This window comes from Pantoea sp. Ap-967 (genome assembly GCF_011752565.1).
Lineage (GTDB): Bacteria > Pseudomonadota > Gammaproteobacteria > Pseudomonadales > Pseudomonadaceae > Aquipseudomonas.
In genome coordinates, this window is sequence record NZ_VWXK01000022.1 from 1 (window position 1) to 21768 (window position 21768).

Here is a 21768-nt window from a genome sequence, read left to right on the forward strand (position 1 = left end):
AACTCGGACTGGTCTCAATACTGGATACGATCAACCGGCTTAGCCGTATAACCTGAACCGCCGTGTACGGAACCGTACGCACGGTGGTGTGAGAGGACGGCGGGTGCGAACCCGCCTCCTACTCGATTCAGGGATTCGGGTATTAACCCACCTGGTAGGAGCGAGCGTAGCTCGCGATGGGGCTGCAGAGCAGCCCCGGCATCATGTGCTGCGAAGCTGAAACCCCTGGGCCGCTGCGCGCCCCATCGCGAGCTACGCTCGCTCCTACCAGGTTGGCGCACGCCCCTTGGATCTGGGTTACGCAAAGAGGGTCGTCGAGGTAGCAAAGATTTTTCGATAGGTTTAATAGGAATTTTCACACAGACAAATGTTTCAGTCCGAGGATAATTCCTACTGTCTTCGGTCATACAGACGACAAACATGTACGCACATCGGACAAGCAGCACTGTGCCAGTGCGTTTACCGGGTAAAACGGTTAATCTACGCGTTCACTCTGTGCCCGTACCCCAAAAGGGAACGACACGCTAAACGGGTCTGGCCTATCAAGCCGGGCAGCATTTCCCTCACCCATGGGGAAATCCCCTCTCGAATCCCGATTTCAGCAGTGTGGTACTACCCTAAATGAAAGTTCTCAAAGGCCAGGATATCCTGGCGCTTGGCTTTATGACGTTTGCGCTTTTCGTAGGCGCCGGCAACATTATCTTCCCGCCTATCGTTGGCCTGCAGTCTGGCCCGCACGTATGGATGGCGGCCCTGGGCTTCCTGGTTACCGCCGTGGGCCTGCCGGTCATCACCGTGGTCGCTCTGGCCAAGGTCGGTGGCGGCATGGACGCGCTGAGCAGCCCGATCGGCAAGTTCTTCGGCGGCCTGCTGGCGGCTGTGTGCTACCTGTCGGTCGGCCCGCTGTTCGCCACCCCGCGTACGGCAACCGTGTCGTTCGAAGTGGGCGTTGCGCCGCTGACCGGTGAAAGCCCGATTGCGCTGTTCATCTACAGCCTGGTGTATTTCGCCGTGGTACTGGCTGTGTCCATGTACCCAGGCAAGCTGCTCGACACCGTCGGCCGCTTCCTCGCGCCGCTGAAGATCATCGCCCTGGCGGTGCTGGGCATCGCTGCCTTCGCGCTGCCGGCCGGAACCATTGGTGAAGCGCAGCCGGCCTATGCCGCCGCCGCCTTCTCCAAGGGCTTCTCCGACGGCTACCTGACCATGGACACCCTGGGTGCCCTGGTGTTCGGCATCGTGATCGTCAACGCCATCCGCTCGCGCGGCGTGGAGTCGCCGAAGTTGATTACCCGCTACGCCATCATCGCCGGCCTGATCGCCGGTGTAGGCCTGGCCCTGGTGTACATCAGCCTGTTCCGCCTGGGTGCCGGCAGCCACGAGATCGCAGCCAACGCCACCAACGGCGCCGCCGTGCTGCACGCCTACGTGCAACACACCTTCGGCTCCTTGGGCAGCGGCTTCCTCGCCGTGCTGATCGCCCTGGCGTGCCTGGTGACCGCGGTGGGCCTGACCTGCGCCTGCGCCGAGTATTTCAGCCAGATCCTGCCGCTGTCGTACCGCGCCCTGGTGGTGATTCTGGCCGGCTTCTCGCTGCTGATCTCCAACCTGGGCCTGACCAAGCTGATCATGTTCTCGATTCCGGTGCTCACCGCCATCTACCCGCCGTGCATCGTGGTGGTAGGCCTGAGCTTCGTGAAGGACCTGTGGAACTCGCCGACCCGCATCCTGGCGCCGGTGATGCTGGTGTCGCTGGTGTTCGGCATGGTCGACGCGATCAAGGGCAGCAGCATTGCCCACGTACTGCCAGACTTCATGGCCCACCTGCCGCTGAGCGACCAGGGCCTGGCCTGGCTGGTGCCGTCGGTGGTAACGCTGGTTGGCGCCGTGGCATGCGACCGCATGCTCGGCAAGCCGCGTGAGGCGTTAGCCTGATGGCATGATGTTGAAGCCTGAGGGCGGCACCGGCCACAAGCCGAAGGGTGCTCGCCAAGGGTGGAAACGCGAAAGCCCCGTGTCCGAGAGGATGCGGGGTTTTTTATTGCCTGTGTGGGCCTCTTCGCGGGGCAAGCCCGCTCCTACAAGCGAAGAGGCCTGCACGAATTGTGCAATTTTCACAGTAAACCCTGTGCCTTTTGCCACTGGCCAGCGTCGAACCCCGGACTCTATTCTTTGTGCACCTGGCCCCTGCGGAACCCTGCATGAACTTTATCCAAAGCAACCTCCACAACCTCCTGGCCGTCTGCTGGTTCGCCCTTTGCTGGGGCGGCTACACCCGTTATGCCATCTGGAAGGGCCGCGACACCGCGTGCCTGGCCAGCGTGCTGCACCTGTACCGGGAAGACTGGATGCGCCGCATGCTGCTGCGCGACAACCGCATCGCCGACGCCAGCGTGATCGGCAACCTTGAACGCAACGCCTCGTTCTTCGCCTCCAGTACCCTGATTATCCTGGCCGGCATCCTTACCGTGCTCGGCGCCTCGGACCGCGCCCTGTCGCTGCTGGCCGACCTGCCCCTGGTGCAGCAGGCCTCCCAGGGCATGTCGGAAATCAAGCTGCTGTGCCTGGCGATGGTGTTCGTCTACGCCTTCTTCACCTTCAGTTGGTGCATGCGCCAGTACAACTTCGCCGCCGTGCTGGTCGGTTCGGCGCCGATGATCGGCGAACGCCTGGTCAATGAACTGGAGCGCAAGGCATTCGCCTCGCGCGCAGCGCGGGTGCTGTCGCTGGCGGCCAACCAGTTCAACTTTGGCCTGCGCTCGTATTATTTCGGCATGGCCATGCTGACCTGGTTCATCAGCCCCTGGTTATTCATGGTGATGAGCGTGGGCGTGGTGTTGGTTCTTTATCGCCGTGAGTTTCATTCCGATGTGCTGGACGTGATGGTATTCACGCCCACGGAAAGTGCCCCGACCGATGTCCCTAGGGAAAGTTCCAGTGCAGGTAACTGAAACGTTTAATCGATAAAACACAGGCACAAAAAAACCCGACAAGCGTCGGGTTTTTTTGTATTGGCTTATTACTGCTTGGCAGGTTCGGCCGGGGTAGCAGGCGCGGTTTCCGGCGCCGGCGTTGCCGGGGCGGCTTCTTCCGCTGCCTTCTGCTCGGCTTCGGCCTGATCTTTGGCGGCTTCGGCGTTTTCCTTGGCGGCGTCGTTCATTTTATCCTGAGCTTCGCCCATCTTTTCCTGGGCTTGCTCGGCATGTTTCTGTGCGTCCTGGGCTTTGTCTTCGCTCGCTTTATCGCAAGCAGCCAGGCCCATGGCAGCAGCCAGCATCAGAGCAAAAGCAAAAGGTTTACGCATGGGGTTGTTTCTCCTTGGTGGAATAACTGAGTTGTTCCTTCGAGTTCAGCCATGGCGGATAAGTTCCACGGCAGTTACAGATATATAACACCGCGTTCTATATAGACTTTTTACGGGTTTTATGCCGTTTCGGCAGTGAGCAGGGAAACTGTGTATGAACGACTCGAACTTGCAGGCCATGGCCGAACGTTTCCTGGGGGCGTTGAAGCATTGCCAGGTGTTGCAGATGCGCGTGGCCCAGGCCGATGCCCAAGGCATCACCCTGGAGCTGCCCTGGTCACCCTCGATTGTCGGTAACCCGCAAACCGGCGCGGTGCACGGCGGCGCGCTGACCACGCTGATGGACACCACCTGCGGCATGGCCACCCTGTGCGTGCTGCCGCGCTTCGAAGTGTGCCCGACCCTGGACCTGCGCATCGACTACATGCACCCGGCCGAGGCCGGCAAGCCCATCTTCGGCCATGCCCAGTGCTACCGGGTGACCCGCGACGTGATTTTCACCCGCGGCAGCGCCTACCAGGACGACCCCGGGCAGCCGATCTGCCAGGTGGTGGGCACCTTCATGCGCCTGGGCCACGACATCCAGGGGGGCATTCGTTTCGGCAACAGCCTGAAGGAGGGCAAGGCATGATCCCTGAAGACGTTCGCCAGCAACTGAGCGCCGCCCATGCAGCTGGCGACTACCGCCCCCTGCTGGCACTGATCCCCTATGCCGGGCTGATCGGCATCGAGTGCCAGCGCCAGGATGACGACCTGCTGTTCCGCCTGCCGGCCAGCGCCGACAACATCGGCAACCCGTTGCTGCCGGCCATCCATGGCGGCGTTATTGCGGGTTTCATGGAGCTTTCGGCGGCGCTGTACCTGCTGATCTACAGCGAAAGCATGAGCATCCCCAAGATCATCGATTTCTCCATCGACTACCTGCGCGCCGGGCACGTTCGCGACACCTACGCCCAGTGCCAGCTGTGGCGCCAGGGCCGGCGCGTGACCAACGTGGCGATCACCGCCTGGCAGGGTGATCGCCAGGCGCCGATCGCCACTGCCCGTGCGCATTTCAAGATCGAGCCGCAAAAGCCCTTGAAATCGTCTGGGCAGCCCCCATCTGCATGACATCCGCCGTTAAAGCAGGCCATGTCGGCCGCCAGGCGCCACTGCCATCAGATCGGAGTTTTGAAGACCATGAGTGTGGAGACTCAAAAAGAAACGCTGGGCTTCCAGACCGAGGTGAAGCAACTGCTGCACCTCATGATCCATTCGCTGTACTCGAACAAGGAGATCTTCCTGCGTGAGCTGGTCTCCAACGCCTCCGACGCTGCCGACAAGCTGCGTTTCGAGGCCCTGGCCAAGCCAGAGCTGTTCGAGGACGATGCCGACCTGAAGATCCGCCTGAGCTTCGACAAGGACGCCGGTACCGTGACCCTTGAGGACAATGGCATCGGCATGAGCCGCGAAGACGTCATTGCCCACCTGGGCACCATCGCCAAGTCCGGCACCGCCGACTTCATGAAGAACCTCACCGGTGACCAGAAGAAGGACTCACACCTGATCGGCCAGTTCGGCGTGGGCTTCTACTCGGCATTCATCGTCGCCGACAAGGTCGACGTCTACAGCCGTCGCGCCGGCCAGCCGGCTGCCGAAGGCGTGCACTGGTCGTCCAAGGGCGAGGGCGAATTCGAAGTCGCCACGATCGACAAGCCGCAGCGCGGCACCCGCATCGTCCTGCACCTGAAAAAGGACGAGCTGGAGTTCGCCGATGGCTGGCGCCTGCGCAATGTGGTGAAGAAGTACTCCGACCACATCGCCCTGCCGATCGAACTGCCCAAGGAACAGGCCGAGGCCGCCGAGGGTGAAGAAGCCCCGGCGCAGGAATGGGAAACCGTCAACCGTGCCAGCGCCCTGTGGACCCGCTCGCGTTCCGAGGTGAAGGACGAGGAGTACCAGGAGTTCTACAAGCACATCGGCCATGACTTCGAGAACCCGCTGGCGTGGAGCCACAACAAGGTCGAAGGCAAGCTGGAATACAACTCGCTGCTGTACGTGCCGGCCCGTGCGCCGTTCGACCTGTACCAGCGCGAAGCGCCACGCGGCCTGAAGCTGTATGTGCAGCGCGTGTTCATCATGGACCAGGCCGAGTCGTTCCTGCCGCTGTACCTGCGCTTCATCAAGGGTGTGGTCGACTCCAACGACCTGTCGCTGAACGTGTCTCGCGAAATTCTGCAGAAAGACCCGATCATCGATTCGATGAAGACCGCGCTGACCAAGCGCGTGCTGGACATGCTGGAGAAGCTGGCGAAGAACGAGCCTGAGCAATACAAAGGCTTCTGGAAAAACTTCGGCCAGGTGCTGAAGGAAGGCCCGGCTGAAGATTTCGCCAACAAGGAGAAGATCGCCGGCCTGCTGCGCTTCGCCTCCACCCAGGACGACAGCGGCGAGCAGAGCGTCGCCCTGGCCGACTACCTGGCCCGCGCCAAGGAAGGCCAGGACAAGATCTACTACCTCACCGGCGAGTCGTACGCGCAGGTCAAGAACAGCCCGCACCTGGAAGTCTTCCGCAAGAAAGGCATCGAGGTGCTGCTGCTGACCGACCGCATCGACGAGTGGCTGATGAGCTACCTCAACGAGTTCGATGGCAAGGCCTTCGTCGACGTCGCCCGTGGCGACCTGGACCTGGGCAAGCTGGACTCCGAAGAGGACAAGAAAGCCCAGGAAGAAGTCGCCAAGGACAAGGAAGGCCTGGTCGAGCGCCTGAAAGCGGCGCTGGGTGACAGCGTTGCCGAAGTGCGCGTGTCGCACCGCCTGACCGACTCGCCGGCCATCCTCGCCATCGGCGAACAGGACCTGGGCCTGCAGATGCGCCAGATCCTCGAAGCCAGCGGGCAGAAGGTGCCGGACTCCAAGCCGATCTTCGAATTCAACCCGACTCACCCGCTGATCGAGAAGCTGGACCACGAGCAGAGCGAAGACCGCTTCGCCGAGCTGTCGCACATTCTCTTCGATCAGGCCGCACTGGCGGCCGGTGACAGCCTGAAAGACCCTGCTGCCTACGTTCGTCGCCTGAACAAGCTGCTGGTCGAGCTGTCTGCTTGAGTTGATGCAAAGGAAAGCCCGCTTCGGCGGGCTTTTTTCATGGCGGGCTTTTTAAGAAAAAGTGCCTAAGGAGTGCTTGATGAGCAAAGTAATCGTCGAATCGCTGGTCTACCACCTGTCCGGCAAGACCTATGAAAGCCGCCTGGTATACGAGCCCGGCGCGCTGAGCCGCCCGGGGCTGGTGATGGCACCGAACTGGATGGGCATTGGCGAAGGCGCCGAGCGCATCGCCAAGGAAGTGGCCGAGAAGGGTTATGTGGTGCTGATTGCCGACCTGTACGGGCAATCGGTGCGGCCGTCCAGCGCCGAAGAAGCCGGGGCGGCGATGATGCCGTTGAAAAACGACCGCGGCGAACTGCGCAAGCGCATGCAGGAAGCCCTGTCGCAGCTGCTGGGCCAGTCCAAGGCGCTGCTGGAGCCTGGCCAGGTGGCGGCGTTCGGTTTCTGCTTCGGTGGCTGCTGCGCCCTGGAGTTGGCGCGTACCGGCGCCGACCTGAAGGCTGCGGTGTCGTTCCACGGCACGCTGGATACGCCGAACCCTGAGGATGCCAAGCGCATCAAGGGCTCTGTGCTGGTACTGCACGGCGCCTCGGACCCGTTGGTGCCCCAGGAGCAATTGCCGGCGTTTGAAGCTGAGATGAACGCGGCCAAGGTGGACTGGCAGTTGGTGAGCTACGGTGGCGCGGTGCATTCGTTCACCGACCCGCATGCCAATGTGCCGGGCAAGATGCAGTATGACCGCCGCACCTCGGAGCGGGCATTCCGGGCCATGCATAACCTGCTGAGCGACGTGTTCCCGCGTTGAGATCGCACGGGGCCGCTTTGCGGCCCATTCGCTGTGTAGGAGCGGGCTTGCCCCGCGATGGGCCGCAATGCGGCCCCACGCTCAGCGAGGCAACTCGATCCTCGCCGTTTCCCCCGGCACCCGAGGCCAATCCCCCGCCGCCCACCGTACCCGCGCCCGCTCGATCAGCTGCGGGTCGCTGGCCACGAAATTCCAGTTCATCCGCCGCGGCCCATCCAGTGGCGCCCCGCCAATCAGCACCAGCTGGCTCTGTTCTTCGGCATACAGCGTCACGTCCTCGCCCTCAGGCAGCACCACCAGGCTGCACGCCTCGACGGGCTCATCGCCCATCAGCAATTCACCATCGAGCAGGTACAGCGCCCGCTGTGCATGTTCGGCCGGCACCACCAGGGTGGTTGCTGCCTGCATCTGCACCTGCGCATACAGGGTAGGGGAGAGCACCGGCACCGGTGACTGCAGGCAGAAGCCGGTGCCGGCAATCATGCAGATCCGCACCCCCAGGCTGTCGCTGACCGGCAAGCTCGCTGCCGGATGATGGCTGTAGTGCGGCTCACCCTGTTCCAGTGCCTGCGGCGACGCCAGCCACACCTGTAGCCCATGCAAGCGCGAACCGTGGGCCAGGGCGTCGGCGGGGGTGCGCTCGACGTGCGCCACACCTCGCCCGGCGGTCATCCAGCTCACGTCCCCAGGCAGCACGCGCTGCTCCGAGCCCAGGCTGTCCTTGTGCAAGATCGCCCCTTCGAACAGGTAGGTCAGGGTCGACAGCCCGATATGCGGGTGTTGGCGGATGTCCATGCCATGGCCCGGGGCGTAGTCGGTTTCCAGCATATGGTCGAAGAACACGAACGGGCCAACGCTGCGGCACTGCGCCGAGGGCAGCGGGCGCAAGATCGGCTGCCCCTCCACCGATTCGGCGCGTGGGCGGATGACCAGGGTGCTGCTCATGGTGGGCTCCGGGCAGGGCAGGGTAGGCAAACAGCATAGCGCGTCGCCAGGCATTGCTGAACCGTGGCGCAGGGAACATTGCCCGCAAGCGCGCCGCCACCAATAAAAACGCCCCGAACCAGTCGGGGCGTTTTCAGTTACCGCATCAGCGCCTTACTTGCCTTCCCAGCGCTTGAGCACCAGGGTGGCGTTGGTGCCGCCGAAGCCGAAGCTGTTGCTCATCACGGTGGTGAGCTTGGCGTCTTCGGTCTTGCGCACGATCGGCAGGTCCGCAACTTCCGGGTCCAGCTCGTCGATGTTGGCGGAGCCGGCGATGAAGTTGTTTTCCATCATCAGCAGGCAGTAGATCGCCTCGTGCACGCCCGCGGCGCCCAGCGAGTGGCCCGACAGGCTCTTGGTCGAGCTGATCTTCGGTGCCTTGGCGCCGAACACTTCGCGCACGCCCTTCATCTCGGCTACGTCGCCCACCGGCGTCGAGGTGCCGTGGGTGTTGAGGTAGTCGATCGGGGTGTCGACGGTGGACAGCGCCTGCTGCATGCAGCGGATGGCGCCTTCGCCGCTCGGGGCGACCATGTCGTAGCCGTCGGAGGTGGCGCCGTAGCCGACGATTTCGGCGTAGATCTTCGCGCCACGGGCCAGGGCGTGTTCGAGTTCCTCGACCACTACCATGCCGCCGCCGCCAGCGATCACGAAGCCGTCACGGTCGGCGTCGTAGGCACGCGAGGCCAGTTCCGGGGTTTCGTTGCGCTTGGTCGACAGGGCGCCCATGGCATCGAACAGGAACGACTGGCTCCAGTGCTCTTCTTCACCGCCACCGGCGAAGACGATGTCCTGCTTGCCCCACTGGATCTGCTCCAGGGCGGTGCCGATGCAGTGCGCGGAAGTGGCGCAGGCCGACGAGATCGAGTAGTTGATACCCTTGATCTTGAACGGCGTGGCCAGGCAAGCCGACACGGTGCTGCCCATGGTGCGGGTGACGCGGTACGGGCCAACGCGCTTGACGCCTTTCTCGCGCAGGGTGTCCAGCGCTTCCATCTGGTTCAGGGTCGAGGCGCCGCCGGAACCTGCCACCAGGCCGGTACGCGGGTTGGAGATCTGCTCTTCGGTCAGGCCGGAATCCTTGATCGCGTCCTGCATCGCCAGGTAGGCGTAGGCAGCGGCGTGGCCGACGAAGCGGTAGACCTTGCGGTCGATCAATTCTTCGAGGTTGAGGTCGATGGACCCGGAAACCTGGCTACGCAGCCCCATTTCCTTGTATTCCGGGTTGTAGCGGATACCCGGACGGCTGTTGCGCAGGTTTTCGGTGACGGTAGCTTTGTCATTGCCCAGGCACGATACGATGCCCAGACCAGTGATAACGACGCGGCGCATGCGAATAACCCTTAGAAATTGTCAGTGGAGGTGAACACGCCGACCCGCAGGCCTTCGGCGGTGTAGATCTCGCGGCCGTCGACGCTGACCGAGCCATCGGCGATGGCCATGTTCAGCTTGCCCTTCAGGACGCGCTTGATGTGAATGTTGTAGGTGACGGTCTTGGCGGTAGGCAGTACCTGGCCGAAGAACTTCACTTCGCCCGAGCCCAGCGCGCGGCCACGGCCTGGCAGGCCCTGCCAGCCGAGGAAGAAACCGACCAGCTGCCACATGGCGTCGAGGCCCAGGCAGCCTGGCATGACCGGGTCGCCTTCGAAATGGCAGGCGAAGAACCACAGGTCCGGGGTGATATCCAGCTCGGCGACCAATTCACCTTTGCCGTACTTGCCGCCTTCTTCGCTGATGTGGGTGATGCGATCGACCATCAGCATGTTCGGCGCGGGCAGTTGCGCATTACCTGGGCCGAACAGCTCACCGCGACTGCAGCGCAGCAGGTCTTCCCGAGTAAAGGCGTGTTGTTTGGTCATGCGAGCTCCTCAATAACCCCCTGTGGCAGGGGATGAATCTTCCCGTCCGGCCCGAGATGAGTCCAGGGCGGCAGCCTACAGGTAGACTATTGCGTTGTGGTGAAAGTCACAGTGCACCTGGCAAAAGAAGTACAGGTGTGCACTGAAACGTCTATTTTCAGGGCCGACGAGGGTCCTGTCCAGTCTTTAAGACTGCCGCACTTTAGCATTTATCGCCAGTCGCGGCTGTCTGGCCGGGTAACCATCGTTGCAACACCCGCTGCAGCTCGGTGCGCCGGAACGGTTTGCTCAGGTAATCGTTCATGCCCGCGGCCATGCAGCGCTCGCGGTCGCCCTGCAGGGCGTTGGCGGTCAGGGCGATGATCGGCAATTGCCCGCCACCGGGTAGCTGGCGGATGCGCCGGGTGGCCTCGTAGCCGTCGATCTGCGGCAGGCGGCAGTCCATCAGCACCGCGGCGAAGCGCTGCGAACCTGCGTGTTCCACGGCCTGCAGGCCGTCATGGGCGACGCTGACCTCAAGCCCCAGGCTGCGCAGCATGGCTTCGATGACGCTTTGATTGACCGGATTGTCCTCCACCAGCAGGATCCGCGTGCCGGCATCGACCGCTACGCTGGCCGGTGGCGTGCCAGGCAGCTCGTCCGGTGCGTTGCTGGCCAAGGGCAGCGGCATTTCCAGGGTGAAGGTCGAGCCCAGGCCTTCGCGGCTCTCGCCGCGCAGCTTGCCGCCCATGCGTTCGGCCAGGGTGCGCGCGATCGACAGGCCCAGGCCGGTGCCGCCGTAGCGCCGGGAAATCGAGCTGTCGGCCTGCTGGAAAGCCACGAACATCATTTCCAGGCGCTCGCTGTCGATGCCGATGCCGGTGTCGCGCACGCTGCAGGAAAGCCACAGCATGCCGCGGTCGAGCAGCTGCCAGCGGGCCTCCACCTGCACCTGGCCGCGTTCGGTGAACTTCAGCGCGTTGCCCACCAGGTTCAGCAGGATCTGGCGGATCCGCGTCGGGTCGCCGGTGACCAGGGTTGGCGTGTCGCCGCCGGGCAGTTGCAGGTGCAACTCCAGGCCGCGTTGCTGGGCGCTGTGCTGGAACGACTGCACGCTGCTGGCGATCAGCTCGCCGAGGTTGAAGTCGATGTGCTCCAGTTGCAGGGTGGTGCGTTCGATGCGCGAGAAGTCGAGGATGTCGTTGATTACCTTCAACAGGTGCCCGGTGGACTCGCTGGCCACGGCCGTGTAGTCGGCCTGCTCGCTGGTCAGCTGGGTGGTTTCCAGCAGTTGCAGCATGCCCAGCACACCGTTCATGGGCGTGCGCAGCTCGTGGCTCATCATCGCCAGGAATTCCGACTTCGCACCGTTGGCCTGCTCGGCTTCCTCACGGGCTTGGATCAGCTCGGCGATGGCTTGCTTCTGTTCGGCGCTGGCCTGGTCGAGGGCGGCGGCGAGGTTGTTGATGTGGCGTGCCAGGTGGCCCAGCTCGCTGTCGTCGACCACCGGCAGCGGGGCGTTGTATTCGCCCTCCTGGATGGCCTTGACCGCGTGGCCCATGTCGCTGATCGGCTTGGCCAGGCTCATGGCCAGGCGGCGCGCGAGCAGGAAGGTGAACAGCAGGGCGAACAGCGCCAGGATCGCGGCCTTGATGACGATTTCCTGCTGGCGCTGGCTGAAGGCATCGTCGGACATGCCCACGATCACCCGGCCCAGGTAATCGTCGCCGATGGCCGGTGTGGTTGGCCTGCCTTGCTGCAGGAAGTCGTTGTCCAGGCGGATTTGCTGCAGGCGGATGGGCGCCTGGAACACTTCCACCTGCTGGGCGCGGTTGCTGCTTTCATCGGACTGCTCGACATAGACCAGGATATGGTTGCGGCTGTCCTGCACTTCCAGGAAACGCACGTGGGGGATGCTCAGGGTGGCGCGCATCAGGCCTTCGAGCACTTCATTGTTACCGGATATGACGCCGTACTCGGAGGCCGGCGCCAGCTGGTTGGCGATCAGTTGCCCGGTGTGGTTGAGCTCCTGGCGCAAGTCCTGGATGCGCACGAAGGTAAAGAAGCTGATCAACAGCAAGGTCAGCAGCAGCGCCGGGCCCAGGCTGATGATCTGGGTACGGGTGTGGATATCCCAGCTCAGGCGTTTGCTCATGGGGTGGGTTCTCCTTCGGCCAGGGCCTTGGCAGTGGCGTTCGGATCGATGGGTTCGAGCCCCAGGGCGCGCGCCACCTGCTGGTTGCCGCTGACGCCATAGCGTGCAGGGTACAAGCTGCGCGGCCAGCGTGCCGGCGGCTGGTCGAGCAACTGGTCGAGCACCGCCAGCCAGTCGCCTTGGTCGCTGAAGGTGCTGGCCAGGGCGCCGGCGCGGACGAAGCCGGCATTGGGGCCAATCAGCGCCATTTGCCGGCCGTAGCTGCTGAGCAGTACGTTCTTCGCCGTATTGGAGTTGAACAGGTCGGGGTCATCGATGCCCAGCAGCACGTCACTGCTGGCCAGCAGGTGCTGCAGCGGGCGGCTGTCGCGCTGGTCGGGCCAGTCCTGGGCGACGATTTCCAGGCCCAGTGGGCGCGCTGCCTGGCGCAGTTCATCCAGCAGGAAGTGGCTGTGCTCGCCATACAGCACGCCGATGCGCTGGGCCTGCGGCAGCAGGTAGCGGGCCAGGCGCAGCTGGCGGGCCAGCGGCGGGTCGCTCCATAGCAAGGTCAGGTAGCCGGGGCGTGACTTTCCCAGGCGCTGCTCGGCCTGCACCCGGCTGATGCGCATGGCCAGCGCAGGTGGGCCGGCCGTTTCGTGCAGGCGCCAGTCCAGCGCCGTGCTGTCGAGCAGCACCAGGCGCAGGTCGGCCTTGAGCTGGCCGGGATGGGGCAGGCTGTCGACCGTCTGGAAGCGCACCTGGTCGTGGCTGCGGCGGCTTTCAAGGGCGGCGACGAAGCTGCGGATGCCTGGCTGGTCTTCGCCACCGACCAGCAGGATTTCACTGGCAGACAGCGAACCCAACGGCAGCAGGCAGAACAGCAACAGGCGCAGCAGACGGGCCATCAGAACTCCAGCTCCGCACTCACGCTCAGGCGATGACGGCTGTCGTAGAGGTTCTGCTCGACCGTGGTGGGCTGGTCGTCCAGGCGTTGCTGCCACAGCGCCGCCAGCTCCAGGGTGCTGCCCTGGATACGAAAGCGCTTGGCCACGCGCAGGTCGACACGCTCGTATCGGTACTGGTTGAGGGCATCGTCGCCGTAGTAGAACAGCGCGCTCGACCAGCCCTCGCCCCACTCGCGCATCCACCCGGCCGAGCCGCTGTTGCGGGCGCTGAGGCGGCGGTCGGCGGGGTTGCTGGCCCAGGCATCGACGTAGGCGTAGGTCAGGCGCAGGCGGTCGCGCTGGCTCGCGCGCCAGTCGAACTGCGCTTCGCTGCCGCTGAAGCGGGCCTTGTTGGCATTGCTGGCGATGTACTGGTTGTTCTTCAGCGGCTCGCTGATCATTCCCGTGATCTCGTCGTAGAACAGCTTCACATCCATGCTCAGGTCGATATCGCTGAAATAGCCGTTGTAGCCAAGCTCGCGCGAGCGCATGCGCTCCTGGTCGAGGTTGCCTGGGCCGCGGGTCTTGACGAAATACTGGGCGTTGTTCTGGCCGAACGCGGTTGGGGTCAGGTTGCGAACGGTGTAGCTCCAGTTGACGTTGTTCTCGAACATGTCGGGCGAACGCACCGCCTCGGAGTACACCGCGCGCAGGCCGTGGCGCGGGGTAATCAGGTAGTTCACCGCCATGCGCGGGGTCAGCGAGCTGCCCGACAGCTGCGAGTTCTCGAACATCGCCCCGCCCTGGACGATCCAGTGCTCGTCGGCCCGCCACTCCAGCTGGCTGAACAGGCGCCAGGTCTGGTCGTCGATGCTGCCGTTGAAATAGGTTTGCGAATTGGCCCGATCATAGCGGTAGTTCATGCCGCTGAGCAGGCGCAGGCTGTCGGTGAGGCTCAGGGTGTCCTGGATTTCCAGGTCGTAGCGCGATTCCCGGGTGCTTTGGTCGACATCGCCGCAGACCACGTTGCTGCCACCCAGGTTGTTCCACTGGTTCTTGATCGCATCGACCAGCGCCTGTTCCTCGGGGTTGCTGCTGCTGGGCGGGTTGTTGGCCCCGCGGGCGACTTTTTCGGCGTAATCCGGGTTCATTTGCCACAGGCGGGTCAGCTCGGGGCTGAACGACAGCGCCGCGTCACAGGCGCGCCACACTTGCTGGCGGTCGAAGTGCTGCGCCGAACCTTGCACGTACAGGCTGTGCTCAGGGTTGAAGTCGATGCTCCAGCGCACCGACCCGGCGTAGTCCTTGGCGTCGACGTCGGCGTTGTCGCCCCGTTGGGTGACGAAGGGGAACACTGCCTGGTAGGTGTAGGGGCGCTGGTTGCTGCCTTCCTTGGCCGCCAGTTGCCATTCCAGGGTCTGGTCTGGCGCCAGGGTGTGGCTGACGCTGAGGTTGAAGCGGTTCAGGCGGCGGCTGTCGCGGTAGTCCTGGCCGAGCTGGTTCTTGTCGAAACCATCGTCCTGCTGGCCTGACACCGACAGGCGCAGGTCGCCACCTTCCCAGCCGAAGCCGTGGCTGAGGTAGTAATCGTTGATGCCGTCCTGGCCGCGGGTCAGCTTCATGCGCGTGCCGTGGCTGTCGGCCGGGTTGCGGGTGAGGATGTTGACCACCGCCATCAGCGCGTTGGCGCCGTAGCTGACGGTGTTGGGGCCGCGGAACACCTCGATGCGCTCGATGTCCTCGATGGCCACCGGGATGTCGCTCCAGTCCACCGTGGCCAGGCCTGCGCGGTACACCGAGCGGCCGTCGATCAGTACCTGCATGCGCCGGGCGTCGTTGACGTTGCTGCCATGGTAGTTGACGGTTGGCTGGTTGCCGGCGCCGTAGCCGATCATCATGCCCGGCACCAGGCGCAGCAGCTCAGGGATGTCACGGGCACCGCTGGCGCGAATCAGCTCGCTGTCGAGCACGGTCATGCTGCCGGGAACCGCCGCCGGGGATTGTTTCAGGCGCGTGGCGGTCAGAACCTGCGGCAGGTCGGTGTTGTCGATGAACAAGTCATCGGCCACGGCCGAGCCACCGAGCAGGGCGGTCAGCAGCAGCAGGCGAGGGTAAGGGGGCGAGCCAGGGAACACAGGACAGCCTTGTCTCAGGTTTGAAACAGGCATGGTAACTGACCGTGGGGGTTTTGCCAGTGATCTGCGGCGGTTTTGCGGCTTGGAATGGTGATTGGGTTGGGGGGGCCTGCCTTGGGATTTGCAGTGGGGCGTATATCGAGCGCCGCCCGCGCGGCGCTTCGCGAGCTGCGCTCGCTCCTACGTTTGTTTCGGGCCAGTGAGTCCTGGGGGATTTGCGCGCGAGCGCCCTGGCGCATGGCGCGACGGCCGCGCGCGCCTGCCACAGGCGTTACTAGCCCGAAACAAACGTAGGAGCGAGCGCAGCTCGCGATGCGCCGCGCGGGCGGCGCTCGATCTCCCAGGCACCGCCAATCCCAAGGCAAACCCTTGCAACCACCCCGACACTGGCTCTGTAGCAGACGACCCGTATAATGAACGGGTCGCCACTTCACTAATGGCTTTAACGGATCGATTATGACTGAACAGCAACCTGTTGCAGTTCTGGGAGGCGGCAGCTTCGGCACCGCCGTGGCGAACCTGCTGGCCGAGAACGGCGTGCCAGTGCGCCAATGGATGCGCGACCCCGAACAAGCCGAGGCGATGCGCGTCAACCGCGAGAACCCGCGCTACCTCAAGGGTATCCGCCTGCTGGACGGTGTCGAGCCGGTCAACGACCTGCTGGCCACCCTGCAAGCGAGCGACCTGATTTTCGTCGCCTTGCCCTCCAGTGCCCTGCGCAGCGTGCTGGCGCCCCACGCCGACCTGCTCAGCGGCAAGTGCCTGGTCAGCCTGACCAAGGGCATCGAGGCGCAGAGCTTCAAGCTGATGAGCCAGATCCTTGAAGAAATCGCCCCCCACGCACGCATCGGCGTGCTGTCCGGCCCCAACCTGGCCCGTGAGATCGCCGAGCATGCGCTGACCGCCACCGTGGTCGCCAGCGAAGACGAGGCCCTGTGCCAGCGCGTGCAGGCCGTGTTGCATGGCCGCACCTTCCGCGTCTATGCCAGTGCCGACCGCTTTGGCGTCGAGCTGGGCGGGGCGCTGAAAAACGTCTATGCCATCATCGCCGGCATGGCCGTTGCCCTGGGCATGGGTGAGAACACCAAGAGCATGCTGATTACCCGCGCCCTGGCCGAGATGACCCGCTTCGCCGTGAGCCAGGGCGCCAACCCCATGACCTTCCTGGGCCTGGCCGGGGTCGGTGACCTGATCGTCACCTGCTCCTCGCCCAAGAGCCGCAACTACCAGGTGGGCCATGCCCTCGGCCAGGGCCTGACCCTGGAAGAGGCCGTCAGCCGCCTGGGCGAAGTGGCCGAAGGGGTCAATACCCTCAAGGTGCTCAAGGCCAAGGCCCAGGAGGTGCAGGTGTACATGCCGCTGGTGGCGGGCCTGCACGCCATCCTGTTCGAAGGCCGCACGTTGAACCAGGTGATCGAGCACCTGATGCGCGCCGAACCCAAGACCGACGTCGACTTCATTTCCATCAGCGGCTTCAACTGAAAGCCCCGAGCAAGGAGCGAAACATGAACGATACCCCAGAGCGCGCCCAGCGCGAGTCGATCATCCTGCGGGTGCTGTGGATGCTGGTGTTCCTGGTGGTCTGGCAGCTGGCCGAGCTGCTGCTGGGTGGCCTGGTGCTGGTGCAACTGGTCTACCGCCTGATCTACGCTGCGCCCAGCGCCAGCCTGATGAACTTTGGCGACAGCCTGAGCCAGTACCTGGCACAGATCGGCCGCTTCGGCAGCTTCCACACCGACCAGAAACCCTGGCCGTTCGCCGACTGGCCAACCCCGCGTGCCCCGGAAGGCGAGGCGCCCCATGCCGTGGCCCCGGCGCCGCACCCAGTGCGTGACGAGGAGCCGAAGCTGTGAAGCTGTGGGTGCTGCGCCATGGTGAAGCCGAGCCGCGGGCCAATACCGATGCCGAACGGCGCCTGACCGGCCACGGCCGCGAGCAAGTGCTGCACAGCGCCGCACACCTGCTCGGCCAGCCGTTGCAGGCGATCTACGCCAGCCCCTTCGTGCGCGCCCAGCAGACGGCGGCCCTGGTGCATGACACCCTGGGCTTCGCCGAGCCGGTGCGCACCGTGCCCTGGCTGACCCCGGAAAGCAATGTGCAGCAGGTGCTCGGGCAGCTCGAACGCCTGGGCCTTGAGCATGTGTTGCTGGTCAGCCACCAGCCGTTGGTGGGGGCGCTGGTGGGCCTGCTCGAACATGGCCATGTGCAGCAGGCGGCGCCCATGGGCACCGCCAGCCTGGCCGTGCTTGAGGGTGACTGGCCGCTGGCCGGGCTGATGACCCTGAACCACCTCCACCACGCCCCCTGAGGCCATTGCAACTGGCATTTTTGTCAGTTGCCGGGGCTTTGGATCCATTGCTAGCCTTGGCCCCACATGACAGGTACATGACTGGGCCGAGGTGCGATGAATGTTTGGGCGACGCTTGGAATTGGTGGGCTCGATGGACCTGCAACCGACGATGGACAAGGTCCACAACGGTATTGCCCTGGACTTTGCCCAATACAGCCTGCTGCGCGAAGGGGCGGACGCCAAGCTCTACCAATTGCTGGGCAGGTTGCAGGGCGAGCCCGCCGCGCAGGCCGCCCACGACCTGCAGACGTTGCAGGAAGCCTGCCAGCAGCTCGCCCACTTGCTGCAAGCCAGCTGCCTGACCCTGCGCCGCCTGCAACTGCCCCCGCAAGACCAGCGCCTGGCCCGTGAGGCCCTGGAAGGGCAACTGGCCTGCATGCAAGCCTGCCTGCGCCGCTCGCTGGGCAGTTTCGACGCCCAGGCATGACCTGATCGCCGTTGCCGATGACCTTTCCAGACATTGCCGAGTGACCCGCCAGCGCTGACAATGGGCCATCATCCCTTGGCCCGGACTCGCCGCCATGTCGCAGCAGATTTTCTTCGCCCATGCCAACGGCTTTCCGTCTGCGACCTACGGCAAGCTGTTCGCGGCCCTGGCGCCGGATTACCGGGTAGGGCACCTGGAGCAGCATGGCCATGACCCACGCTTCCCGGTGGGCGAGAACTGGCAACAACTGGTGGACGAACTGCTGCACCACCTGGCGCAACAAGAGGCGCCGGTGTGGGGCGTTGGCCATTCCCTGGGCGGTGTGCTGCACCTGCACGCGGCCTTGCGCCGGCCTGAGTATTACCGTGGCGTGGTCATGCTCGATTCACCCGTGCTCACCCGCGCCGACCAGTGGCTGCTGCGCACCGCCAAGCGCTTTGGCTTCATCGACCGCATCACCCCGGCCGGGCGCACCCTGGGTCGGCGCGAGGCATTCGCTGACCGTGACAGCGCCCGCGACTACTTCGCCAGCAAGTCGCTGTTCCGCCAATTCGACCCCGATTGCCTAGAGGCCTACCTGGAACATGGCTTACAGGCGGCCAATGAAGGCTTGCGCCTGCGCTTCGACCCAGCCACCGAAATCAGCATCTACCGCAATATCCCCCACACCAGCCCGGCACCGGCCCGCCAGCTGCAGGTGCCGTTGGCGATGGTGCGCGGCGAGCGCAGCAACGTTATCCGCCGCCACCATGCGCTGGCGGTGCGCAGCATGCCCCGGGGCGAGTACCACAGTGTGCCGGGCGGGCACATGTTCCCGTTGGAGCGGCCCACCGACACCGCCAGCCTGATCAAGGGCCTGTTCGACCGCTGGAGCCAGGCATGAGCGCGCACGTCGAGGAAACTCGCCTGAGCCTTGGGCATATCGAACTGGCGGCGCACCTGTTCGGCCCGGCAGATGGCCTGCCGGTGATCGCCCTGCACGGCTGGCTGGACAACGCCAACAGTTTTGCCCGGCTGGCGCCACGCTTGAAGGGCCTGCGCATTGTTGCGCTCGACCTGGCCGGGCATGGCTATTCCGAGCACCGCCCGCCGGGTGCCGGCTACGCCTTGCCCGACTACGCCCATGATGTACTGCGCGTTGCCGAGCAGCTGGGCTGGAGCCGGTTTGCCCTGCTCGGGCATTCGCTGGGGGCGATTATTTCCGTGCAACTGGCAGGCGCCTTGCCCGAGCGGGTCAGCCACCTGCTGCTGATCGACGGGGTTATTCCGCCCACCGGCGCCGAGCAGGACGCCGGCGAGCGCCTGGGCATGGCCCTGCAGGCCCAATTGCGCCTGGATGGCAAGCGCAAGACGGTGTACGCCACTGTCGAGGAGGGTGTGCAGGCGCGCATGAAGGGCATGGTCGCGGTCAGCCGCGAGGCTGCCGAACTGTTGGCCCAGCGTGGGCTGATGCCGGTGCCCGGGGGCTATAGCTGGCGCAGCGACAGCCGCCTGACCCTGCCTTCGCCGCTGCGCCTGAGCCAGGCCCAGGCCATGGCCTACGTGCGCCGGGTGGGTTGCCCGGCCAGCCTGGTGGTGGCGGCCGATGGCATGCTGGCGCGGCACACCGAGCTGCTGGAGCAGCTACCCTTCCAGCAGACGGTGCTGCCCGGCGGCCATCACCTGCACTTGAATGACGAGGCAGGCGCGGCCCTTGTCGCAGACTGTTTCAATCGCTTCCTTGGCTTTGCTTGACTTGCATCGGCCAAGTGCCGAGGCTTGGCGGGTTGAACAGGGAGACAACCATGCAACTGCCAGACATCCTGGAGCTTCACTTCGGCGCTGAGCGCCGCCTGGGCCGCCGATGAGCGCGCCCACAACCCTGCGCCTGGCCTTCGCGGCCTGCCTGGCGCTGGCCAGCCCGCTGCTGCTGGCCGGCACCCTGCCGGTTCCGGTCGACGGCAAAGTGGTGGACGAACGCCCGGCCGTGGAGCAGGAGCGCGTGTACCCACTGGGCCCGCTGCGCAAGATCAGCGGCAGGCTGCGGGTCGAGGACAAGGTCGAGAGCCGCGGCCTGGTCAGCTCGGTAACCTATGAATTGCCTGTCGAGCGCACCGCCCGCGAAGCCTTCACCAGTGCCCGCGAAGCCCTTCAGCAGGATGGCGGCTACCCGTTGTTCTGGTGCCAGGGCCGCGACTGCGGCGAGGCCAGCCTGTGGGCCAACGACGTGTTCGCCAACGCCCGCCTCAACGGTGGCGACGAGCAACAGGCGTTCATCCTGCTGCGCCGGTCGGCCGAGCAAGCCGATACCCTGGTCGCGCTGTACAGCGTTACCCGTGGCAACCGCCGTGCCTACCTGCATGTCGAAGAGTTCGTCGCCGCCAGTGCGCTGGGCGACATACTGCCCACCGCCGCCACGGTGCTGCGCGAGATGCGCGACACCGGCAAGCTCGACTACCCTGACCTTGCCGAGCCACAGGCCAACTGGGTGGCGCTGCTGGCGCGCAGCCTGAACCTCGACAGCACCTTGCGCGCGAGCCTGAGCGGCGCCCAGGCCGAGGCCTGGCGCGAGCAACTGCTCAAGGCTGGCGTGCGTGACGGCCGGCTTGAGGTGGGCAGCGCGCCGACCGATGGCCTGCACCTGGAACTGATCCGTTGAGTGAGCCCCATGATGGTCAACAATGACCGCCTGCTGATCCAGATTCTGCTGCTGGCACTGCTGGGCGCCGCGCTGTGGGTAATGGCACCGTTCATTTCCGCCCTGCTGTGGGGGGCTATCCTGGCCTTCGCCAGCTGGCCGCTGATGCGCTTGCTCACGCGCCTGCTGGGCGGGCGTGAAACCCTCGCTGCCAGCCTGCTGACCACGGCCTGGATCCTGATCGTGGCGCTGCCGCTGGTGTGGCTGGGCTTCAACCTGGCCGACCACATTCGCGATGCCACCGCGTTCGTGCGCGATGTGCAAGTCGACGGCCTGCCCGATGCCCCCGACTGGCTCGGCAGCATTCCCTTGGTTGGCGAGCGCCTGGTCAGTGGCTGGCAATCGCTCGACCAGCAGGGCGCGGCCTTGCTGGCCACGGCCAAGCCCTACCTGGGCCAGGTCGGCAATTGGCTGCTGGCACGCAGCGCGCAGATCGGCAGCGGCATACTGGAACTGACCCTGAGCCTGGTGTTCGTGTTCTTCTTCTACCGCGACGGCCCGCGCCTGTCGGCCTTCGTGCTGCGCCTGCTGCAGCGGTTGGTGGGCGAGCGCGCCGATTACTACCTGGACCTGGTGGCCGGTACCGTGCAGCGTGTGGTCAACGGGGTGATCGGTACGGCGGCGGCGCAGGCCCTGCTGGCGCTGATCGGCTTCCTGATCGCCGGTGTGCCCGGTGCCATCGTGCTGGGGCTGGTGACCTTCATGCTCAGCCTGATCCCGATGGGGCCGCCGTTGGCGTGGATCCCCGCGACCGGCTGGCTAGCGTGGAAGGGCGAGTACGGGATGGCGGTGTTCCTGGGCATCTGGGGCACGTTCGTCATCAGCGGTGTGGACAACGTGCTCAAGCCTTACCTGATCAGCCGCGGCGGCAACCTGCCGCTGGTGATCGTGTTGCTGGGGGTGTTTGGCGGGTTGATAGCCTTTGGCTTCATCGGCCTGTTCATCGGGCCAACCTTGCTGGCGGTGGGGTATAGCCTGCTGCTGGATTGGAGCAGGCACTCGGAGCAGGCTCGGCAGTAACCTGTGGCGGCCTCTTCGCGTGTAGACGCGGGCTTGCCCCGCAAAGAGGCCGGCCCAGACAACCCCACCTTCGATTTTTACGCATTCTTTATTCCTACCCCAACCTGCCCATCTCGCCCC

General features: G+C 64.7%; 21 protein-coding genes. 14 read left to right on the top strand and 7 right to left on the bottom strand.

The genetic code is table 11. From position 1 onward, the window contains the following. Positions 1-621: 621 nt before the first annotated feature. Both brnQ and F3J45_RS20790 read left to right on the top strand, forming a co-directional pair. The gene (gene brnQ / locus F3J45_RS20785; RefSeq protein WP_167067156.1) at positions 622-1935 is read left to right on the top strand and encodes a branched-chain amino acid transport system II carrier protein; all 1314 of its coding nucleotides are present in this window, start codon (positions 622-624) and stop codon (positions 1933-1935) included. Between the two features lie 266 nt (positions 1936-2201). Continuing rightward, complete coding sequence (locus F3J45_RS20790; protein WP_167067159.1) at positions 2202-2951, top strand: DUF599 domain-containing protein; 750 nt, start codon at positions 2202-2204, stop codon at positions 2949-2951. A gap of 68 nt (positions 2952-3019) precedes the next feature. On the opposite strand, the gene F3J45_RS20795 is transcribed toward F3J45_RS20790, so the two are convergent. Further along, positions 3020-3304, bottom strand: a complete 285-nt coding sequence (locus F3J45_RS20795; protein ID WP_167067162.1) for a hypothetical protein — start codon at positions 3302-3304, stop codon at positions 3020-3022. Positions 3305-3458: 154 nt separating this feature from the next. Here F3J45_RS20795 and F3J45_RS20800 point away from each other — a divergent pair, with 154 nt between their 5' ends. The 4 genes from F3J45_RS20800 to F3J45_RS20815 all read left to right on the top strand — a co-directional run bounded on the left by F3J45_RS20800 (position 3459) and on the right by F3J45_RS20815 (position 7196). Next, positions 3459-3935 carry a PaaI family thioesterase gene (locus tag F3J45_RS20800; protein WP_167067165.1) on the top strand — a complete coding sequence of 159 codons (477 nt, stop codon included), beginning with the start codon at positions 3459-3461 and terminating at the stop codon, positions 3933-3935. After that, the gene (locus tag F3J45_RS20805) at positions 3932-4414 is read left to right on the top strand and encodes a PaaI family thioesterase (protein WP_167067168.1); all 483 of its coding nucleotides are present in this window, start codon (positions 3932-3934) and stop codon (positions 4412-4414) included. The genes F3J45_RS20800 and F3J45_RS20805 overlap by 4 nt, the downstream gene beginning before the upstream one ends. A gap of 69 nt (positions 4415-4483) precedes the next feature. Continuing rightward, the gene (htpG, locus tag F3J45_RS20810; protein ID WP_167067171.1) at positions 4484-6391 is read left to right on the top strand and encodes a molecular chaperone HtpG; all 1908 of its coding nucleotides are present in this window, start codon (positions 4484-4486) and stop codon (positions 6389-6391) included. A 79-nt stretch (positions 6392-6470) separates the two neighbouring features. Then, complete coding sequence (locus tag F3J45_RS20815; RefSeq protein ID WP_167067174.1) at positions 6471-7196, top strand: dienelactone hydrolase family protein; 726 nt, start codon at positions 6471-6473, stop codon at positions 7194-7196. An 81-nt stretch (positions 7197-7277) separates the two neighbouring features. Here F3J45_RS20815 and F3J45_RS20820 read toward each other — a convergent pair whose 3' ends face one another. From F3J45_RS20820 to F3J45_RS20845, 6 genes are all read right to left on the bottom strand, one after another. Beyond that, positions 7278-8141 carry a pirin family protein gene (locus F3J45_RS20820; protein ID WP_167067177.1) on the bottom strand — a complete coding sequence of 288 codons (864 nt, stop codon included), beginning with the start codon at positions 8139-8141 and terminating at the stop codon, positions 7278-7280. A 153-nt stretch (positions 8142-8294) separates the two neighbouring features. Continuing rightward, positions 8295-9512: a beta-ketoacyl-ACP synthase I gene (gene fabB, locus F3J45_RS20825; RefSeq protein ID WP_167067179.1), complete on the bottom strand. Its 1218-nt coding sequence runs from the start codon at positions 9510-9512 to the stop codon at positions 8295-8297. Positions 9513-9523: 11 nt separating this feature from the next. Continuing rightward, positions 9524-10039 carry a 3-hydroxyacyl-[acyl-carrier-protein] dehydratase FabA gene (gene fabA / locus F3J45_RS20830; protein ID WP_054899906.1) on the bottom strand — a complete coding sequence of 172 codons (516 nt, stop codon included), beginning with the start codon at positions 10037-10039 and terminating at the stop codon, positions 9524-9526. A 202-nt stretch (positions 10040-10241) separates the two neighbouring features. Further along, positions 10242-12173, bottom strand: a complete 1932-nt coding sequence (locus tag F3J45_RS20835) for an ATP-binding protein (protein ID WP_167067182.1) — start codon at positions 12171-12173, stop codon at positions 10242-10244. Continuing rightward, positions 12170-13060, bottom strand: a complete 891-nt coding sequence (locus F3J45_RS20840; protein WP_167067185.1) for an ABC transporter substrate-binding protein — start codon at positions 13058-13060, stop codon at positions 12170-12172. Before F3J45_RS20840 ends, F3J45_RS20835 begins: the two co-directional genes overlap by 4 nt. Continuing rightward, entirely contained in the window at positions 13060-15207 is a 2148-nt protein-coding gene (locus tag F3J45_RS20845) for a TonB-dependent siderophore receptor (RefSeq protein WP_205300621.1), read from the bottom strand. Before F3J45_RS20845 ends, F3J45_RS20840 begins: the two co-directional genes overlap by 1 nt. A gap of 423 nt (positions 15208-15630) precedes the next feature. On the opposite strand from F3J45_RS20845, the gene F3J45_RS20850 reads away from it, so the two are divergent. The 8 genes from F3J45_RS20850 (at position 15631) to F3J45_RS20885 (ending at position 21648) form a co-directional block, all read left to right on the top strand. Then, the gene (locus F3J45_RS20850; protein ID WP_167067188.1) at positions 15631-16656 is read left to right on the top strand and encodes an NAD(P)H-dependent glycerol-3-phosphate dehydrogenase; all 1026 of its coding nucleotides are present in this window, start codon (positions 15631-15633) and stop codon (positions 16654-16656) included. Positions 16657-16679: 23 nt separating this feature from the next. Continuing rightward, on the top strand, positions 16680-17027 hold the full coding sequence (locus F3J45_RS20855) for a DUF4389 domain-containing protein (protein ID WP_167067191.1): 348 nt from the start codon (positions 16680-16682) through the stop codon (positions 17025-17027). Then, on the top strand, positions 17024-17482 hold the full coding sequence (gene sixA / locus F3J45_RS20860) for a phosphohistidine phosphatase SixA (protein ID WP_167067194.1): 459 nt from the start codon (positions 17024-17026) through the stop codon (positions 17480-17482). The genes F3J45_RS20855 and sixA overlap by 4 nt, the downstream gene beginning before the upstream one ends. 100 nt (positions 17483-17582) lie before the next feature. Continuing rightward, positions 17583-17951, top strand: a complete 369-nt coding sequence (locus F3J45_RS20865; RefSeq protein WP_167067197.1) for a hypothetical protein — start codon at positions 17583-17585, stop codon at positions 17949-17951. 94 nt (positions 17952-18045) lie between these two features. Continuing rightward, positions 18046-18834 carry an alpha/beta fold hydrolase gene (locus F3J45_RS20870; RefSeq protein ID WP_167067200.1) on the top strand — a complete coding sequence of 263 codons (789 nt, stop codon included), beginning with the start codon at positions 18046-18048 and terminating at the stop codon, positions 18832-18834. Further along, a complete protein-coding gene (locus F3J45_RS20875) occupies positions 18831-19685 on the top strand; it encodes an alpha/beta hydrolase (RefSeq protein ID WP_167067203.1) in 855 nt (284 codons plus the stop codon). The genes F3J45_RS20870 and F3J45_RS20875 overlap by 4 nt, the downstream gene beginning before the upstream one ends. A gap of 109 nt (positions 19686-19794) precedes the next feature. Further along, a complete protein-coding gene (locus F3J45_RS20880; protein ID WP_167067206.1) occupies positions 19795-20589 on the top strand; it encodes a DUF4892 domain-containing protein in 795 nt (264 codons plus the stop codon). A 9-nt stretch (positions 20590-20598) separates the two neighbouring features. Beyond that, entirely contained in the window at positions 20599-21648 is a 1050-nt protein-coding gene (locus F3J45_RS20885) for an AI-2E family transporter (RefSeq protein ID WP_205299857.1), read from the top strand. The last annotated feature ends 120 nt before the right edge of the window (positions 21649-21768 follow it).

What these genes read in the sequence shown, in the direction of transcription:
- brnQ (WP_167067156.1), top strand. Translation starts at nt 622, where the DNA reads ATGAAAGTTCTCAAAGGCCAGGATATCCTGGCGCTTGGCTTTATGACG.
- F3J45_RS20790 (WP_167067159.1), top strand. Translation starts at nt 2,202, where the DNA reads ATGAACTTTATCCAAAGCAACCTCCACAACCTCCTGGCCGTCTGCTGG.
- F3J45_RS20795 (WP_167067162.1), bottom strand. Translation starts at nt 3,304, where the DNA reads ATGCGTAAACCTTTTGCTTTTGCTCTGATGCTGGCTGCTGCCATGGGC.
- F3J45_RS20800 (WP_167067165.1), top strand. Translation starts at nt 3,459, where the DNA reads ATGAACGACTCGAACTTGCAGGCCATGGCCGAACGTTTCCTGGGGGCG.
- F3J45_RS20805 (WP_167067168.1), top strand. Translation starts at nt 3,932, where the DNA reads ATGATCCCTGAAGACGTTCGCCAGCAACTGAGCGCCGCCCATGCAGCT.
- htpG (WP_167067171.1), top strand. Translation starts at nt 4,484, where the DNA reads ATGAGTGTGGAGACTCAAAAAGAAACGCTGGGCTTCCAGACCGAGGTG.
- F3J45_RS20815 (WP_167067174.1), top strand. Translation starts at nt 6,471, where the DNA reads ATGAGCAAAGTAATCGTCGAATCGCTGGTCTACCACCTGTCCGGCAAG.
- F3J45_RS20820 (WP_167067177.1), bottom strand. Translation starts at nt 8,141, where the DNA reads ATGAGCAGCACCCTGGTCATCCGCCCACGCGCCGAATCGGTGGAGGGG.
- fabB (WP_167067179.1), bottom strand. Translation starts at nt 9,512, where the DNA reads ATGCGCCGCGTCGTTATCACTGGTCTGGGCATCGTATCGTGCCTGGGC.
- fabA (WP_054899906.1), bottom strand. Translation starts at nt 10,039, where the DNA reads ATGACCAAACAACACGCCTTTACTCGGGAAGACCTGCTGCGCTGCAGT.
- F3J45_RS20835 (WP_167067182.1), bottom strand. Translation starts at nt 12,173, where the DNA reads ATGAGCAAACGCCTGAGCTGGGATATCCACACCCGTACCCAGATCATC.
- F3J45_RS20840 (WP_167067185.1), bottom strand. Translation starts at nt 13,060, where the DNA reads ATGGCCCGTCTGCTGCGCCTGTTGCTGTTCTGCCTGCTGCCGTTGGGT.
- F3J45_RS20845 (WP_205300621.1), bottom strand. Translation starts at nt 15,207, where the DNA reads ATGCCTGTTTCAAACCTGAGACAAGGCTGTCCTGTGTTCCCTGGCTCG.
- F3J45_RS20850 (WP_167067188.1), top strand. Translation starts at nt 15,631, where the DNA reads ATGACTGAACAGCAACCTGTTGCAGTTCTGGGAGGCGGCAGCTTCGGC.
- F3J45_RS20855 (WP_167067191.1), top strand. Translation starts at nt 16,680, where the DNA reads ATGAACGATACCCCAGAGCGCGCCCAGCGCGAGTCGATCATCCTGCGG.
- F3J45_RS20865 (WP_167067197.1), top strand. Translation starts at nt 17,583, where the DNA reads ATGTTTGGGCGACGCTTGGAATTGGTGGGCTCGATGGACCTGCAACCG.
- F3J45_RS20870 (WP_167067200.1), top strand. Translation starts at nt 18,046, where the DNA reads ATGTCGCAGCAGATTTTCTTCGCCCATGCCAACGGCTTTCCGTCTGCG.
- F3J45_RS20875 (WP_167067203.1), top strand. Translation starts at nt 18,831, where the DNA reads ATGAGCGCGCACGTCGAGGAAACTCGCCTGAGCCTTGGGCATATCGAA.
- F3J45_RS20880 (WP_167067206.1), top strand. Translation starts at nt 19,795, where the DNA reads ATGAGCGCGCCCACAACCCTGCGCCTGGCCTTCGCGGCCTGCCTGGCG.
- F3J45_RS20885 (WP_205299857.1), top strand. Translation starts at nt 20,599, where the DNA reads ATGATGGTCAACAATGACCGCCTGCTGATCCAGATTCTGCTGCTGGCA.